The organism is Bradyrhizobium sp. BWA-3-5 (assembly GCF_032917985.1).
Classification (GTDB): domain Bacteria; phylum Pseudomonadota; class Alphaproteobacteria; order Rhizobiales; family Xanthobacteraceae; genus Bradyrhizobium.
The window spans coordinates 7,183,509-7,198,061 of record NZ_CP136626.1 but is presented as its reverse complement, the minus strand read 5'-3'; the positions used below and the strand labels follow the sequence as shown (position 1 = coordinate 7,198,061).

Here is a 14,553-nt window from a genome sequence, read left to right as displayed (position 1 = left end):
CGGCGCTTGCGCACCCGCTGGTTTTGCGCAAAACCAGTGGCTTCCAGCGCGAGCAAGGACGGCACGTGACATCACCCATTCTCGACGGCGAGATCCGCGACGGCCGGCATCACATGCAGGTCCGTGTCTACTACGAAGATACTGATTTTTCGGGGATCGTCTATCACGCCAATTATCTGCGCTTCATGGAGCGCGGGCGCACCAATCATCTGCGGCTGATGGGCGCTTCGCAGCACGCGCTGTTCGAGCAGGCACAAGAAGAGACGCCGGGTTTTGCCTTCGTGGTGCGCTCGATGCAGCTCGACTTCCTGCGGCCGGCGCGGATGGACGATGTGCTTGATGTCGTGACATGGCCGATCGTGGTGAAGGGCGCCTCAATCACGCTGGCGCAGGAGGTGCGGCGCGGCGAGGAGGTGCTGGTCAAGGCCGCGGTGCGCGTCGCTTTCATCTGCGGCGGCAGGGCGCAGCCGATCCCGAAATCGCTGCGGTTGTTGATGAAGGCCGAGCTGGCGCCAGACTAAATAGCGCATTGACTCTCTGTACCGATCGGTACAATCTCCCGGGCGTCATCCACCCGGAGAAATGCCATGTCGCGTCCGCCGCTGCCGCCCTTCACCCGTGAAACCGCCGCACAGAAGGCGCGCATGGCCGAAGACGCCTGGAATTCGCGCGATCCGGTAAAAGTGTCGCTGGCCTATACCGAGGACAGCCGCTGGCGTAACCGCTCCGAGTTCTTTGAAGGACGCGCGGCGATCGTCGAATTCCTCACCCGCAAATGGGCCAAGGAGCACGACTACCGCCTGATCAAGGATCTCTGGGCGTTTGATCAGAACCGCATCGCCGTGCGCTTCCAGTATGAATGGCACGACGATGCCGGACAGTGGCACCGTTCCTACGGCAACGAGCAGTGGGAGTTCGACGAGCACGGCCTGATGCGCCGGCGCGAGGCCAGCATTAACGACATCGCGATCGAGGAGAGCGAGCGCCGTTTCCGCTGGGCGGCGCCCGGACCGCGCCCGGCCGACGTTCCCGGCCTCGGCGAGAATCCAAAGTGATGCGATGCTGAAGAGGGGCGGCGAGCGCAAGGAGGTGCTGCGCGCGCTCAGCGAGGTGTTTCGCGCGCATGGCTATGAGGGCGCTTCGCTGACGCTGATCACGGAGGCGACCGGGCTCGGCAAGGGCAGCCTCTATCACCTGTTTCCCGGCGGCAAGGAGCAGATGGCCACCGAAGTGCTGGTCGAGATCGATACCTGGTTCGAACTGAACATCTATGCGCCCTTGCGCGACGCCGACGATCCCGCGCGCGCGATCGCGGCGATGATCGCCGGCGTCGAACAGTATTTTCATTCCGGCAACCGCATCTGCCTGGTCGGCTTGGTCGCACTCGGCGCGGCGCGCGATACGTTTTCGGACGCCGTCGACAGCTATTTTGCGCGCTGGCAAGAGGCGTTGGCGCGGCTTTTGCGGCGGTCCGGACTGAGCAAGGGCCAGGCACAGCGCCGCGCCGAGGATGCGCTGCTCACCATCCAGGGTGCGCTGGTGCTGGCGCGGGCGCGCAGCGATGCCGGGATATTTCGCCGGGCGTTGGGTGATTTGACGAAGCGGCTGATGGCGCCGCCGGAGTGATAGTTGCTTGCCATTCCCGGATGCGGTGCAGCGCGCAGCGGTGCACTGCTTTGCCGGGGTCCATGTATGCCGCGAAACTGGGTCCCGGCTCGGCGGTGCATCACCAAGAGGTGCTGCACCGCGTCCGGGACACGAGACCTACGCCGCCGCCTTGTGCCGCGCCTGCTCGGCCTTGTAGAGCTCGAACTCTTCCGCGACCGCCTTTGCGATGCTCGGGCGGGCGCGCAGCCGCTCGTAATACGCCTTCACAACAGGCCATTTCGCCAGCTCGATGGGGGGCGTCGCCATCGTCCAGTTGATGATGGTGACGAGATAGGCGTCGGCGACGCTGAAATGGTCGAGCAGGAACTCGCGGCCCTTCAAATAGTTCTCGAGATAGTCGAGCCGCGAGATGTTCTTGGTCAATGCATAGGTTTTCGCATCCTGCGGCGCGGTCTTGTCGAGCAGCGGCACGAACAGCGCCTTGTGCAGCTCGGTGCCGATGAAGCACAGCCATTGATGCAGGCGGCTGCGCTCCTCAGGAGAATTGGCCGTCATGCCGGCCTTCGGAAAACGGTCCGCGACATATTGCAGGATCGCCGCGTTCTCCGTCAGGACCGTGCCGTCGTCGGTACGGAGCGTCGGTACCAGCCCGAGCGGGTTGATGGTGCGGAAATCCGAGCCGTCCTTCTGCACGACCTTGGTCTTGGGATCGACCTCGAGATAATTGGCCTCGGCGCCGGCTTCGTACAGCGCGATCCGGGTCGCGAGCGAGCAGGCGAGCGGCGAGAAATACAGATCCATGGTTTGCCTCCTTGGCGGTTGATCGACCGGGCACCCAGGGGCGGCGCGGTTGATTTTTATACCGTCTCGCATAATATACATCAGGTCAAGGAATTTTTGCGAAATGGTACAAAAAAGTAAGAAGCCGCCCGTCCCACGGATCCCCGTTCCGCGGATCGACGACCCCGCGCCGCCCAAGCGCCGCGGCCGGCCACGCGCCTATGAGCCGGATGTCGCGCTCGGCAAGGCGCTCGACCTGTTCCGGCGTGACGGGTTTGCTGCGACCTCGCTCGACGATCTCTCGGCGGCGACCGGCATGAACCGGCCGAGCCTCTATGGTGCGTTCGGCGACAAGCGCGAGCTGTTCATCAAGAGCTACCGCCGCTACCGCGAGGACGCGCGCACTGCGATGGGCGACATCTTTGGGAAAGAGCTGCCGATCCGAGAGCGGCTGAGGCGCATCTATGCCGTGGCGCTCGACATCTATCTATCCGGCGAATCCGGCCCGCGCGGCTGCTTCACGGTGATGACCGCCGCCTCCGAGGCGGTGCACGATCCTGACATCCGCGCCATGGTGATGGACGGTTTCACCGAGCTCGACAAGGCCTTCGCCGCCTGTTTCCGCCGCGCGAAGGAGAAGGGGGAGCTGCCTGCGAGCGCAAATCCGACCGTGCTGGCGCAGCTCGCCTCCGCCACCATTCACACCATTGCAATCCGCGCCCGCGCCCAAACGCCGCGCAAGGAGCTGGAGGCGATCGTCAACGGTGCGCTCGATGTGATGCTGGGGGCCTAGCTCTGACGTCGTCCCGGCCTTCGCATGGCCTTCGCAGGGACGACGATGGGCCATCGTATCCGCCGGCGTACCGCTCACGCCGCCCGGATATGGGCGAGGAAGCGGTCGACCTCGCTGCGCAGCGTGCGCGACTGCTCGGCGAGTTCGGCGGCCGATGACAGCACTTCCTTGGCGGCGTCGCCGGTGGAGCCGATGCCGGTCGTTACGCCGGAAATGTTGCGCGAGACCTCGCCGGTCCGCGCCGCGGCCTGCTGCACGTTGCGGGCGATCTCCTCCGTCGCCGAGCCCTGCTGGCCGATGGCCGCGGCAATCGCCGCGGAAATCTCGTCGACTTCCCGGATCGTGGTGCAGATCGATTGGATGCCCTCGACGGCCGCGGAGGTCTCGCTCTGCACCGCCGTGATCTGCGCGCGAATTTCCTCGGTCGCTTTCGCCGTCTGCGTCGCCAGCGTCTTCACCTCGCTGGCAACGACCGCAAAGCCGCGGCCGGATTCGCCGGCGCGCGCCGCCTCGATGGTGGCGTTGAGCGCGAGCAGATTGGTCTGGCTGGCGATCTGGTTGATCAGCGACACCACCTCGCCGATCTTCGCCGCGGCGGCGGCAAGGCTCTGCACGCGGTCGTTCGACTGCTGGCCGTCGCTGGCCGCCTTGCCGACGACGGTCGAGGCGTGCGTCAGCCGCCGGCCGATCTCGCCCATCGAGGACGACAGCTCCTCGGCGGCCGTGGCGACGGTCTGGACGTTGTCGGAGGCCTGCGCAGAGGCGGTCGAAACCGTCAGCGTCTGCTGCCGCGATTGCTCGACGGTCGCGGACATCGACTGCGCGGTCGCCTGCATTTCGGTGGCCGCCGCCGAGACGCGCTCGACCACGCCGCGCACGCTTGCCTCAAAACTGTCGGCCAGCGCCGCGAAGGTACGCCGCTTCTCCTGCTCGGACCGCGCCTTGGCTTCCGCCTGCTCCGACAGCATCCGTTGCATGCTGATCGCATTGTCCTTGAACACGGCAACCGCCCGCGCCATCTCGCCGACCTCGTCCTCGCGCTGATGGGCCGGCAGCTCGATTTCCAGCTTGCCATGCGCGAGATCGCGCATCGCCGCCGTGATCGAAAGGATCGGGCGCGAAATGCCGCGGGCGATCAACAGGCCCGCGGCCGCAGCCATCGCGATGCCGAACAGCGCCATGCTGATGGCGAGCTGGCGGGCGCGGTCGAGGGCGGCGACGGAGTCGCTGTTATCCATCACGATTTCGACAGCACCGATGGCGTTGCCGGAAAAATCCTTGATCGGGCCGAGCAGCGCGGCAACCGGCGTGCTGCCGAGCTTGCCGCGGCGGGCGATGAAGCCGCCGTCGCGCGCGCCGCGATAGTCGGCCGCATCGAAAAAGCTCTGGCCGCCCAGCGTGCCGCCGAACAGCTTGAAGTCGCTGTTCGCCGAAAGATGGAATGCAACATCGACGCCGCGCGTGCGCTTGAATTCGTCGAAGAACGGCTGGCTGAAGGTCAGGCCGAACTCCACCGAGCCGAGATGTTTGCCGGCCTGCGCGACCGGAACGACGCCGCGGATGCCGAGCCCGGCAACGCCGCCTTCGAGGCCTAGGATCGGCTTGCGCTGCTGATTGGCCGCGACCACGGTCTTGCGGAAGCCTGAGAGGTCGTCGCCGAATTTTGGCGGCTGGTGGACGCGCAGATAGGAGATCGCCGGCGGCGTGTGAAACTGGAACTGGTCGACGCCGTAGTCGGCTCTCAGCGCGGCAAATCCGGGGCCGAACAGGCCGATTAGCGCATCGCGGTCGCCACGCGTCATCGCTTCCTGAACCGCAGGGATGGTGGCGACGACGGCGCTCATCGCGGCGGCGCGGCGCGATTCCTGGCCGAGCCGCGACTGCAGCGCATCATAGTGGCTGCGCAATTCGCGCTCATCGGAGCGATCGACAATGCCGGAGATGATCCACATCGCCCCGACCAGCACGAAAACGGCCGTGCCTGCTGAGGCGAGGGCGAGGGCGGCGGTGATCCGCGTCCTCAGTCCCAGATGGAAGCGTTGGGAGAAAGCGTTTCGGGTGCTGGCCATTCCGTGGAAATAGCGGAACGTTACTAATTTTGGATGAATGGAACCGGCGCTGCAACCTGACCGGGCCGATTGGCGGCAGGGGCGCTCTGCAGCCTTATTTGCGAGGAGCGTAGCGATGAAGCAATCCATCTATCCCAAGCGGAGAGGTGGATTGCTTCGCAGCGATCGCAATGACGATGGTGGGACTAATACCCCCGGTTGCGGTCCACGAGATTCTCCAGCGCGCCGCCGGCCTCAAAGCGCTTGATCTGCTCGGCGACGTATTTCGATATCTCGTCCGGATCGGTGTCGGCCGCATTGTGCGGGGTCAGCACCACCTTCGGGTGGGTCCAGAACCGGCTGTCCTCGGGCAGCGGCTCGGTGGCGTAGACATCGAGCGAGGCGCCGCCGAGCGTGCCGTCGTCGAGACATTGCAGAATGTCGGCCTCGTTCTGCAGGCCGCCGCGCCCGGCATTGATCAGGACCGGCGCGCCGAGTGGGCTGGTGCGGTTCAGCTTCTCGAACAGCGGCCTGTTCAACACGTGCCGGGTCTCTGGTGTCAGCGGCAGCAGGCAGACTAGGATGTCGGTCCGCCGCAGGAATGCATCGATCCCGACCTCGCCGTGAAAGCATTCGACGCCCGGAATCGCCTTCGCGCTTCGGCTCCAGCCGGCGACGCGAAAGCCGAGGCGCCCCAGCGCATCGGCGGCGTCGGCCCCGAGCGTGCCGAGGCCCATGATGCCGACGCTGATCGCGTTCGCTGCCCATTGCGACTTCGGCGCCCAACGCTTTTCGCGCTGCGACTGCCGCAAATAAGGCTCCTGCCGGTGGTGCATCAAGACATGCAGCACGACATATTCGGTCATGCGCGCGGTGAGATCACCGACCGCGACGCGTACCAGCGGTACGTCGGGCAGAGTACGGTCCGCCATCAGCGCATCGACGCCGGCGCCAAGGTTGAAGATCACACGCAAGTTCGGGAAACCGGCCAGCTCGCCAGACTGCGGCTTCCACACCGCCGCGTAATGCACGGCCGCGGGATCGGATTTGGCCTCGGCGAGCGGCAGCACGGGCCGGCCCTCGCAGACCTCGTCGAACCGGTCCTTCCAGCGCGGCGGCGACCAATTGTCAGTTCCGCCATGCACCAGCAGCGCGAGCGCACCTTTCGTCATTGCCATTCCCTATTCATAGCTTCAAAGATTCTGGGCGCCAAAGACGGCGTGACCCGCCTCACATCGTGGATTGAGCCGTTTCTCTAGCCTCCTTTTGCCGAAGAAGGGAGGCTTGCCATGCGCAAATGTAAGGCTGAGTGGCCGAAGACGCGCCGGCTCGCCATCAAGTGTGGTGTCCATCCGTGATACAGGCGGTGATCGTCGCGGTGGCTGCGGTCTCGCTGGTGTTTTTCCGGCGGAAGTATCGCCGCGGCGGCACCATCACAGTGATTGAGGCCTTCAGGGCAAGGATGAAGATCGTCTTCCTGGCACTCGCGGTGTGCAGCCTTTGTTCCAAGGTGGTCGTCCACACCTACAGGCATTTCAATCCGCCGCCACCTCCCATTATCGGTCCCTGAACCGGCGACGGAACAATCCATAATTTCTTCGACGCCCCTGTCGGCAGCAGGCATAATCGTTCGTCATCATGATGAACGGAGATGCCGAGCCGCCATGCTTTACGCCATTCTTTGCTATCACGACGAGGACTTCGTCGGCTCCTGGACCAAGGAACAGGACGCCGCGGTCATGAAGAAGCTTGCCGTCGTGCAGGACAAGCTCACCCAGCAAGGCCGGCTCGGTCCGGTTGCCCGGCTGTTGCCGACGACGGCGGCGACCACGCTGCGCAAGGAAAACCCGCCGCTGGTGCTGGACGGGCCCTATGCCGAAACCAAGGAGCAGCTGCTCGGCTTCTACCTCGTCGACTGCAAGGATCTCGACGAGGCGCTCGACGTCGCCCGCGATCTCGGCGCAGCCAATCCCGGCGGCGCCTATGAGATCCGCCCCGTCGGCCAGTTCATGCCCGGGAGCGCGAAGCCATGACCGATACCGCCTGGATCGATGCCGCGCTGACCTCGGCTCGCCCCCAGGCGGTCGGCGCCCTGCTGCGTTACTTCCGCGATCTCGATACCGCGGAGGAAGCCTTTCAGAACGCGTGCTTGCGCGCGCTGAAGAGCTGGCCGCAGAACGGCCCGCCGCGCGATCCCGCGGCGTGGCTGATCATGGTCGGGCGCAATGTCGCGATCGACGACATCAGGCGGACGAGGAAGCAGGAGGCGCTGCCCGACGACGAGGCGATCTCCGATCTCGAGGACGCCGAAGAGCAGCTTGCCGAGCGGCTCGACGGCTCGCACTACCGCGACGATATCCTCCGGCTTCTCTTCATCTGCTGCCATCCCGACTTGCCGGCGACCCAGCAGATCGCGCTCGCGCTCCGCATCGTCTCCGGGCTGACGGTGAAGCAGATCGCGCGCGCCTTTCTGGTCTCGGAGGCTGCGATGGAGCAGCGCATCACGCGGGCAAAGGCGCGCGTTGCCGATGCCGACGTGCCGTTCGAGGCGCCGGGCGCGGTGGAGCGTTCCGAACGCCTCGCTTCCGTCGCCGCCATGATCTACCTGATCTTCAACGAAGGCTATTCGGCGAGCGGCGATACCGCAGCGATCCGCAGCACGCTGTGCGAGGAGGCCATTCGCCTGGCGCGGCTGTTGCTGCGCCTGTTCCAGGGCGAGCCCGAGATCATGGGGCTGACCGCGCTGCTGCTGTTGCAGCATGCGCGGGCCGATGCGCGGTTCGGCGCCGACGGCGCGGTGATCCTGCTCGACGACCAGGACCGTTCGAAGTGGAACAAGGCGCTGATCGCCGAGGGCCTCGCGTTGATCGACAAGGCGATGCGCCATCGCCGCAGCGGGCCCTACCAGGTGCAGGCCGCGATATCGGCGCTGCATGCCCGCGCCGAAAAGCCCGAGGATACCGACTGGACCCAGATCGATCTGCTCTACGGCGCGCTGGAAATCATGCAGCCGTCACCCGTAGTGACGCTGAACCGCGCGGTCGCGGTGTCCAAGGTGAGGGGGCCGCAGGCCGCGCTCGACATGATCGAGCCGCTCGCGGCGCGGTTGTCGAACTATTTTCATTTCTTCGGCGTGCGCGGCGCTTTCCTGATGCAGCTCGGCCGCAACGAGGAAGCCCGCACCGCCTTCGACCGCGCCATCGCGCTCGCCAACACCTCGGCCGAAGCCGCCCATATCCGCATGCACCTCGACCGCCTGCAGCGCGACAGCCAGCCCCGCGGCAAGAAGGCGGGGAAGTAGTCGGTCTCGTGTCCCGGACGCGGTGCAGCGCTACTTCAGCGGTGCACCGCAGAGCCGGGAACCATCTGTCTCCGTATGGGCCCCGGCCTAGCAGCGCATCACGCCGCAAGCCATAGCGCGTCGAAGGCGCGCGTGAACGCGCTGTTGGCGCTGCGCAGCATCCGGGGCACGCCAGGCGCGAATTTTGGGGGCGAAAAAATTTCTCACCCCCTGTCGGTTTCCGATTCCCCCGTTCGTCTTGAATACGAACAGCCATTCAAGCCAAGGGGACCCATCATGACCGTCATCGCCGAGAACTATCCGGCTTCCAGTCCCGCGCGTTGGATCGGCCGCATCCTCTCCGGCCTCGTCATCGTCTTTCTGTTATTCGACGGCGCCATCAAGCTGGTGCCGTGGCCGATCGTCACCGAAACCATGGAGCGGATGGGCTATGGCTCAAGCGATGCGCTGATGCGCGGCCTTGGCGCCATCACCATCGTCTGCACCGTGCTCTATGCGATCCCGCCGACCTCGATCCTCGGCGCCATCCTGCTCACCGGCTATCTTGGCGGCGCGATCGCTTCGCACGTCCGGATCGAGAGCCCCCTGTTCACGCACACCCTGTTCGGGCTTTACCTCGGCCTCATGGTGTGGGGCGGACTGTGGCTGCGCGACGCGAACTTGCGTAGCCTGATGCCGTTTCGCCGCACCCTGCTTCAACAACGATCGCAATAGGAAACCGACATGTTCGACATCGTCGTCGTCGCCATCATCCTGGCGATTGCCATCGTTGCCATTCTCATTCGCGCCGCCACCAGGCCGAAGACGCTACGCGTAGCGCGCGCGATCGACATCAAGGCGCCGGCCGAGAAAATCTTTCCGCTGATCTCCGATTTTCACCAGTGGTTGAAATGGTCGCCCTATGAAGAGAAGGACCCGGCGATGAAGCGCACTTATGGCGGCGCTGACAGCGACAGGGGTGCGACCTACGCCTGGGACGGCGACAAGAATGTCGGCTCCGGCCGCATGGAAATCCTCGAGGCGGCCGCGCCGTCGAAGATCGTCATCAAGCTCGATTTCTTCAAGCCGTTCGAAGGCCACAACACCGCCGAGTTCACAATGCTGCCGCAGGGCGATGGCACCCATGTCACATGGGTAATGCATGGTCCGGCGAACTTCATGTCCAGGCTGATCCAGATGTTCATCAATCTGGACGAGATGATAGGCAGGGATTTCGAAGCGGGTCTCGCCAGGCTGAAGACGATCACCGAGAAATGAGAGCCACGCTATCTTGTCCCGGACGCGGCGCAGCACGTAAGTGATGCGACGCAGAGCCGGGACCCAGATGGACCCCGGAATAGCAGCGCACCGCTGACGCGCTGCGCCGTATCCGGGGAACGCAAAAGACACCACACAACAACCAAGGAGCCAGCCATGCAGGTCAATCCCTATCTGTTCTTCAACGGCAATTGCGAGGAAGCGCTGAACTATTACCAGAAGGCGCTCGGCGCGCGGATCGAGGCCAAGATGCCCTATGGCGACGGGCCCGCGGAAATGCCTATCCCGGCAGACTGGAAGACCAAGATCATGCACGCCCGCATCACCATCGACGGCGAGGTGCTGATGGCATCCGACGCCACGCCGGGCGACTACAAGGCGCCGCAGGGCATTTCAGTGGCGCTCGCGGTCGAAGATCCGGCGGATGCCGAACGCCGCTTCAAGGCGCTTGCCGAGGGCGGCACGGTGCGGATGCCGTTCGGCCCGACCTTCTTCTCCAACGGCTTTGGCATGTGCGTCGACAAGTTCGGCATTCCCTGGATGGTGAACTCGCCGAAGGAAGGGATGTAGCGCCCTACGATCACCTGCACCTCGGATAGATCGCCGCGAGCTCGCGGCCGCGCAGCAAGAGCAGCCGCGAGGTCAATCCGCCCCGGCGCATGATCCATTCGCGCACCGGCGGCGGATAGGCCGCTTCGACCGCGCGCGAGGCTTCCGGCTCGGCATAGATCCGGCCGCGGCGGTCGATCGAGCGCGCGGCGTGAAATCCGAGCACCGCGCGGCGTGTCACACAAATCCGCTCCTCCGGGATCGTCATCAGCACCAGCGTGCAGGCCGACAAGCAAGGCCCGTCGATCACCACCCGCTCGCCGGATTGGCGCACGCGATCGAACAGTTCGAGAAACGGTCCGACCTGTCCGCCCGGACTTGCCAGGATACGGATTTCCGCCCGCGCGGGGAGGATCGCCGCAAACAGCGCGGCGGCGACAACGACACTCCTGATGCCCGCCATTCGCATGCGCGGCTCCCTCGCCAGCTCTGCCCATTGGGCAGTTACGCTGAAACATGTGGCAAGGTTTCGTCAAGCGCCGTGTGGCGCGGCGGGAGAATGGCGCGGGACCGTTCAAAGTCCCGCAGACCCGCCGTGGGAAAGCTTTGAGCAGGCCCGGAACGAAGGGTATGGCAATTCGTTGAGCCGGATGGATCAGCTATTTCTCAGTACCATCTGTGCAGGCGTTTTGCTGCTTGTGACCGCGTTTGCCCTGGCAACGCCGAGCATGAAACCGGACGTTCCGCCGGAGAAGACAGTGTTGCTCAGTATTGCGTCGCGATAGCCGCGGCCAGCCGCGCTGATCCGCATGCTACGCAGCATAGCGAGCTCCAATCACCCGTTCCGTCGCTGGCCGCGCAGCGTCGGCAGGCCGATACCGGCGGCATCGAAACCGCCATCGACGGCCAGGATTTGCCCGGTGATGTAGCTCGACCGCTCGCTGCACAGGAAGAAGATCGCCTCCGCCAGTTCCTCCTCGAGGCCGTAGCGGTTGAGCGGGATGGCGTCGTGATAATCGGCGCGGATTTCCGGCGTATGCACCTGCTTGGCCATCGCGGTCTCGACCGGGCCCGGCGCCACGGCATTGACGCGGATGCCGAGCGAAGCGAGTTCGACCGCGAGCTGCTTGGTAAGATGCGCCAGCCCCGCCTTGCTGGTGCCGTAGGCCGAGCGCAGCGTCGAGGCGCGCACCGCCGAGATCGAGGTGATGTTGACGATCGCGCCGCCCTGTTCGCGCAATAGCGGCGCCGCGGCCTTCGTGCAGATGAAGGGCCCTGTGAGATTGACCGCCAATATGCGGCTCCAATCCTGATCGGACGTATTGAGCAGCGGCGCGAACACCGCGATGCCAGCATTGTTGACCAGCGCGTCGAGCCGGCCGAACCGTTCGTTCAGCGCACCCATCGCGGTTGCCACCGCGGCCGCGTCGGAGACGTCGCAATTTAGCGCCAGCGTGTTGTCTGGATCGGCAAGGCCGGTGACGGCGCCGTGCAGCGATTCGCCCTCGATGTCGAGCAGCGCCACCTTCCAGCTCTCGGCGAGAAAGCGTTTGGCCGTCGCAAGCCCGATGCCGCGCGCGGCGCCGGTGACGAGGGCGACTTTCTGAGAGGAGTGAGGCATGGGCAGATCCGTTGGAGAGAGACAATTTCCCGCCTCTAATAGCCCAAGCCTTGAAGCATGTCGCGGCGGCAGCGATGCAGAATTCGGCCCTGCTAGCCCCCCGATATGCAAAATCCGATACGGGCGCTTTAACCCGTATCGGATCGGTCGGTTGGTGCGGCCGTATCGCTAGCGCTGCGCGATGGCTTTCGCTTCGACGGCGGCGCGCTGCATGTTGGAAGACATTTCAGAGGTGACGGTGCTCTGCTCCTCGACGGCGGCGGCGGTCGCGTTGACGTACTCGCTGACGCCCTGGATCGCCTGCTTGATGCTGTCGAGGGCGCCGACGACGTCGCCGGAGATGCCGTTGAGGTTGCCGATCTCCTGGCCGATCTTGTCGGTGGCCTGCTTGGCCTGGGTGGCGAGGTTCTTGACCTCGGAGGCCACCACGGCGAAGCCGCGGCCCGCTTCGCCGGCGCGCGCCGATTCGATCGTCGCATTCAGCGCCAGGAGGTTGATCTGGCCGGTGATGTTGCCGATCAACTCGACGATGCCGCTCATCGCCTGCGCCGCCTCGTTCAACCGCTGCGCCTGGGCGTCGGCGGCTTCGACCCGCCCCACCGCAGTGGACGCGGTCTCGCGCGACTTGGTCATGGCTTCGGAGATTTCCCGCACCGAAGCGTTCAGCTCCTCGGCGCCGGCGGCGACCGATTCCATCATGCCGCGCACCCGCTCGTTGCCGAGGCGGACCAGCACCTGCGCCGTGGTGTCGGTGGCGTATTTCACCACCTTGAACGGCTTGCCGTTGAGATCGAGGATCGGATTGTACGACGCCTGGATCCAGACCTCCTTGCCGTTCTTGCCGATCCGCTTGTATTCGGCGGCCTGGTATTCGCCGCGGTTCAGCGCCGCCCAGAATTCGCGATAGGCCGCGCTGTCGCGCTCGCTCTGTTCGACGAACATGCTGTGATGCTTGCCCTGGATCTCATTGAGCGAATAGCCGACGGTCTTCAGGAAATTCTGGTTGGCGCCGATGATGGTGCCGTTCATGTTGAACTCGATCACCGCCTGCGACTTGCTGATGGCGGCGATCTGGCCGGCGAGGTCGGCGGTCGAAAGCTTCTGGCTGGTGATGTCGGTGGCGAACTTCACCACGCGGAACGGCTTGCCCTTGTCGTCGAGCACCGGGTTGTAGGAGGCGAGGATCCAGACTTCGCGGCCGCCCTTGCCGATCCGCTTGTATTCGGCCGCCTGGGTTTCGCCGCGGTTCAGCTTGGCCCAGAGTTCCCGATAGCCCGCACTGTCGCGCTCGCGCAGCTCGACGAACATGCTGTGGTGCTTGCCCTGGATTTCGCCGAGCGTATAGCCCATCGCCTTTAAGAAGTTGTCGTTGGCGGTGACGATGGTGCCGTCCATCTCGAAGGCGATGACGGCCTGGGCGCGGCTGATCGCGGCGATCTGGCTCGCGTCTTCCATGCTCCTGATCTTGCGCGCGGTGATGTCAGTGGCGAACTTCACCACCTTGACCGGCTTGCCGCTGCCGTCGAGGATCGGGTTGTAGGTCGCCTGGATCCAGACTTCCTTGCCGCCTTTGCCGATCCGCTTGTATTCGGCCGCCTGGTACTCGCCACGCCTCAGCGCCGCCCAGAAATCGCGGTAGGCCGTCGTGTCGCGCTCCGACGGGTCGACGAACATGCTGTGATGCTTGCCCTGGATCTCATTGAGCGAATAACCGAGGGCTTTGAGAAAATTGTCGTTGGCGGTGATGATGGTGCCGTCCGGCTTAAACTCGATCACGGCCTGCGAGCGGCTGAGCGCCTCGGCAAGCGCCTTGTCTGCCGAGGAGTTCTTGAGCAATTGAAACACGGGAAGGCCTCATCCAAATGGCGGTAGAAAATGAGGCCGTCGATAATCCACCCGAGCCTCGTTGCTAGCGCTCCACCGTGGATGGAAGGAAGAAAGATTACGTTAACGCTGTTATCCGTAATGTGACGGAGAGCCTCGCCAGCCTGACGGCGTTCTCATGCACAGCGCTGAGCGCGACTCGGCAAGATTAAGGCGCCGCACGCCTACTTCCCTTCACGACGCTCTCATAGGCGGCTTGCAATCGCTCGCCGACCGATGGACCGATTCGCTTGCGGCGCTTGATGCCGAGGTGAGCATCGCGCAGCTCATCCATGAACTCGGCCCACATCTTCGGTCCGCCCTCGCTGAGCAGCCGCGCGCGGATGCCAAGTTCCTCGCTGACGGGCAGATAGCGGTAACCCCAGGCGGCCATCTGCGCCAGAACCGGCAACAGCTCGATGCCCTGTTCGGTGAGCGAATAGATTCCCTTCTGCTTGTGCGTCGGATCGTCCTCGCGGGTGATGATGCCGGCCTCGAGCAGGGTCTTCAGCCGGTCGGCAAGAATATTGGAGGAGATGCCTTCCTCCGATTTCGTCAAGAGCTCGCGAAAATGCCGCCGGTTGCCGAACATCATGTCGCGGATGATCAGAAGGCTCCATTTGTCGCCGAGCACTTCCAGCGAAAGATTGATCGGGCAGCCGGAACGCTGGGCGTCGGTCATGGGCGGTCTCCGGGCGCCCGCTGGCGCCTTCGAAAAACTGCTTGCAATATT

17 protein-coding genes are annotated in these 14,553 nt (G+C 64.6%); 10 read left to right on the top strand and 7 right to left on the bottom strand.

What is annotated here, in order from left to right:
- Positions 1 to 65 precede the first annotated feature (65 nt).
- The 3 genes from ybgC (at position 66) to RX331_RS34610 (ending at position 1,626) form a co-directional block, all read left to right on the top strand.
- Positions 66 to 521 (top strand): tol-pal system-associated acyl-CoA thioesterase, encoded by a 456-nt coding sequence (gene ybgC, locus RX331_RS34620; protein WP_317254050.1) that lies wholly within the window; start codon positions 66 to 68, stop codon positions 519 to 521.
- Positions 522 to 587: 66 nt separating this feature from the next.
- Positions 588 to 1,055, top strand: a complete 468-nt coding sequence (locus tag RX331_RS34615; protein WP_317254049.1) for a nuclear transport factor 2 family protein — start codon at positions 588 to 590, stop codon at positions 1,053 to 1,055.
- A gap of 4 nt (positions 1,056 to 1,059) precedes the next feature.
- Positions 1,060 to 1,626: a TetR/AcrR family transcriptional regulator gene (locus tag RX331_RS34610; protein WP_317254048.1), complete on the top strand. Its 567-nt coding sequence runs from the start codon at positions 1,060 to 1,062 to the stop codon at positions 1,624 to 1,626.
- 138 nt (positions 1,627 to 1,764) lie between these two features.
- Here RX331_RS34610 and RX331_RS34605 read toward each other — a convergent pair whose 3' ends face one another.
- Complete coding sequence (locus tag RX331_RS34605) at positions 1,765 to 2,409, bottom strand: glutathione binding-like protein (RefSeq protein ID WP_317254047.1); 645 nt, start codon at positions 2,407 to 2,409, stop codon at positions 1,765 to 1,767.
- Between the two features lie 103 nt (positions 2,410 to 2,512).
- On the opposite strand from RX331_RS34605, the gene RX331_RS34600 reads away from it, so the two are divergent.
- Positions 2,513 to 3,181 carry a TetR/AcrR family transcriptional regulator gene (locus RX331_RS34600; RefSeq protein ID WP_317254046.1) on the top strand — a complete coding sequence of 223 codons (669 nt, stop codon included), beginning with the start codon at positions 2,513 to 2,515 and terminating at the stop codon, positions 3,179 to 3,181.
- A 74-nt stretch (positions 3,182 to 3,255) separates the two neighbouring features.
- On the opposite strand, the gene RX331_RS34595 is transcribed toward RX331_RS34600, so the two are convergent.
- Positions 3,256 to 5,250 (bottom strand): methyl-accepting chemotaxis protein, encoded by a 1,995-nt coding sequence (locus RX331_RS34595; protein ID WP_317254045.1) that lies wholly within the window; start codon positions 5,248 to 5,250, stop codon positions 3,256 to 3,258.
- A gap of 185 nt (positions 5,251 to 5,435) precedes the next feature.
- Positions 5,436 to 6,401, bottom strand: coding sequence for a glyoxylate/hydroxypyruvate reductase A (locus RX331_RS34590; protein ID WP_317258309.1), 966 nt, complete (start codon positions 6,399 to 6,401; stop codon positions 5,436 to 5,438).
- A gap of 182 nt (positions 6,402 to 6,583) precedes the next feature.
- On the opposite strand from RX331_RS34590, the gene RX331_RS34585 reads away from it, so the two are divergent.
- The 6 genes from RX331_RS34585 to RX331_RS34560 all read left to right on the top strand — a co-directional run bounded on the left by RX331_RS34585 (position 6,584) and on the right by RX331_RS34560 (position 10,357).
- On the top strand, positions 6,584 to 6,799 hold the full coding sequence (locus RX331_RS34585; RefSeq protein ID WP_317254044.1) for a hypothetical protein: 216 nt from the start codon (positions 6,584 to 6,586) through the stop codon (positions 6,797 to 6,799).
- Between the two features lie 94 nt (positions 6,800 to 6,893).
- Positions 6,894 to 7,262, top strand: coding sequence for a YciI family protein (locus RX331_RS34580; RefSeq protein WP_317254043.1), 369 nt, complete (start codon positions 6,894 to 6,896; stop codon positions 7,260 to 7,262).
- Entirely contained in the window at positions 7,259 to 8,530 is a 1,272-nt protein-coding gene (locus RX331_RS34575) for an RNA polymerase sigma factor (protein ID WP_317254042.1), read from the top strand. Before RX331_RS34580 ends, RX331_RS34575 begins: the two co-directional genes overlap by 4 nt.
- Positions 8,531 to 8,806: 276 nt before the next feature.
- The gene (locus tag RX331_RS34570; RefSeq protein ID WP_317254041.1) at positions 8,807 to 9,244 is read left to right on the top strand and encodes a DoxX family protein; all 438 of its coding nucleotides are present in this window, start codon (positions 8,807 to 8,809) and stop codon (positions 9,242 to 9,244) included.
- A gap of 9 nt (positions 9,245 to 9,253) precedes the next feature.
- Positions 9,254 to 9,787, top strand: a complete 534-nt coding sequence (locus tag RX331_RS34565) for an SRPBCC family protein (protein WP_317254040.1) — start codon at positions 9,254 to 9,256, stop codon at positions 9,785 to 9,787.
- 156 nt (positions 9,788 to 9,943) lie between these two features.
- Entirely contained in the window at positions 9,944 to 10,357 is a 414-nt protein-coding gene (locus RX331_RS34560) for a VOC family protein (RefSeq protein ID WP_057863121.1), read from the top strand.
- A gap of 10 nt (positions 10,358 to 10,367) precedes the next feature.
- Here the strand turns inward: RX331_RS34560 and RX331_RS34555 are convergent, their stop codons facing one another.
- The 4 genes from RX331_RS34555 to RX331_RS34540 all read right to left on the bottom strand — a co-directional run bounded on the left by RX331_RS34555 (position 10,368) and on the right by RX331_RS34540 (position 14,502).
- A complete protein-coding gene (locus RX331_RS34555) occupies positions 10,368 to 10,805 on the bottom strand; it encodes a hypothetical protein (RefSeq protein WP_317254039.1) in 438 nt (145 codons plus the stop codon).
- 366 nt (positions 10,806 to 11,171) lie between these two features.
- Positions 11,172 to 11,957 carry an SDR family oxidoreductase gene (locus tag RX331_RS34550; protein WP_317254038.1) on the bottom strand — a complete coding sequence of 262 codons (786 nt, stop codon included), beginning with the start codon at positions 11,955 to 11,957 and terminating at the stop codon, positions 11,172 to 11,174.
- A gap of 168 nt (positions 11,958 to 12,125) precedes the next feature.
- Positions 12,126 to 13,802 carry a PAS domain-containing methyl-accepting chemotaxis protein gene (locus RX331_RS34545; RefSeq protein ID WP_317254037.1) on the bottom strand — a complete coding sequence of 559 codons (1,677 nt, stop codon included), beginning with the start codon at positions 13,800 to 13,802 and terminating at the stop codon, positions 12,126 to 12,128.
- Between the two features lie 187 nt (positions 13,803 to 13,989).
- A complete protein-coding gene (locus tag RX331_RS34540; RefSeq protein WP_317254036.1) occupies positions 13,990 to 14,502 on the bottom strand; it encodes a helix-turn-helix domain-containing protein in 513 nt (170 codons plus the stop codon).
- Between the last annotated feature and the right edge of the window lie 51 nt (positions 14,503 to 14,553).

What these genes read in the sequence shown, in the direction of transcription:
- RX331_RS34615 (WP_317254049.1), top strand. Translation starts at nt 588, where the DNA reads ATGTCGCGTCCGCCGCTGCCGCCCTTCACCCGTGAAACCGCCGCACAG.
- RX331_RS34610 (WP_317254048.1), top strand. Translation starts at nt 1,060, where the DNA reads ATGCTGAAGAGGGGCGGCGAGCGCAAGGAGGTGCTGCGCGCGCTCAGC.
- RX331_RS34605 (WP_317254047.1), bottom strand. Translation starts at nt 2,409, where the DNA reads ATGGATCTGTATTTCTCGCCGCTCGCCTGCTCGCTCGCGACCCGGATC.
- RX331_RS34600 (WP_317254046.1), top strand. Translation starts at nt 2,513, where the DNA reads ATGGTACAAAAAAGTAAGAAGCCGCCCGTCCCACGGATCCCCGTTCCG.
- RX331_RS34595 (WP_317254045.1), bottom strand. Translation starts at nt 5,250, where the DNA reads ATGGCCAGCACCCGAAACGCTTTCTCCCAACGCTTCCATCTGGGACTG.
- RX331_RS34590 (WP_317258309.1), bottom strand. Translation starts at nt 6,401, where the DNA reads ATGACGAAAGGTGCGCTCGCGCTGCTGGTGCATGGCGGAACTGACAAT.
- RX331_RS34580 (WP_317254043.1), top strand. Translation starts at nt 6,894, where the DNA reads ATGCTTTACGCCATTCTTTGCTATCACGACGAGGACTTCGTCGGCTCC.
- RX331_RS34575 (WP_317254042.1), top strand. Translation starts at nt 7,259, where the DNA reads ATGACCGATACCGCCTGGATCGATGCCGCGCTGACCTCGGCTCGCCCC.
- RX331_RS34570 (WP_317254041.1), top strand. Translation starts at nt 8,807, where the DNA reads ATGACCGTCATCGCCGAGAACTATCCGGCTTCCAGTCCCGCGCGTTGG.
- RX331_RS34565 (WP_317254040.1), top strand. Translation starts at nt 9,254, where the DNA reads ATGTTCGACATCGTCGTCGTCGCCATCATCCTGGCGATTGCCATCGTT.
- RX331_RS34560 (WP_057863121.1), top strand. Translation starts at nt 9,944, where the DNA reads ATGCAGGTCAATCCCTATCTGTTCTTCAACGGCAATTGCGAGGAAGCG.
- RX331_RS34555 (WP_317254039.1), bottom strand. Translation starts at nt 10,805, where the DNA reads ATGCGAATGGCGGGCATCAGGAGTGTCGTTGTCGCCGCCGCGCTGTTT.
- RX331_RS34550 (WP_317254038.1), bottom strand. Translation starts at nt 11,957, where the DNA reads ATGCCTCACTCCTCTCAGAAAGTCGCCCTCGTCACCGGCGCCGCGCGC.
- RX331_RS34540 (WP_317254036.1), bottom strand. Translation starts at nt 14,502, where the DNA reads ATGACCGACGCCCAGCGTTCCGGCTGCCCGATCAATCTTTCGCTGGAA.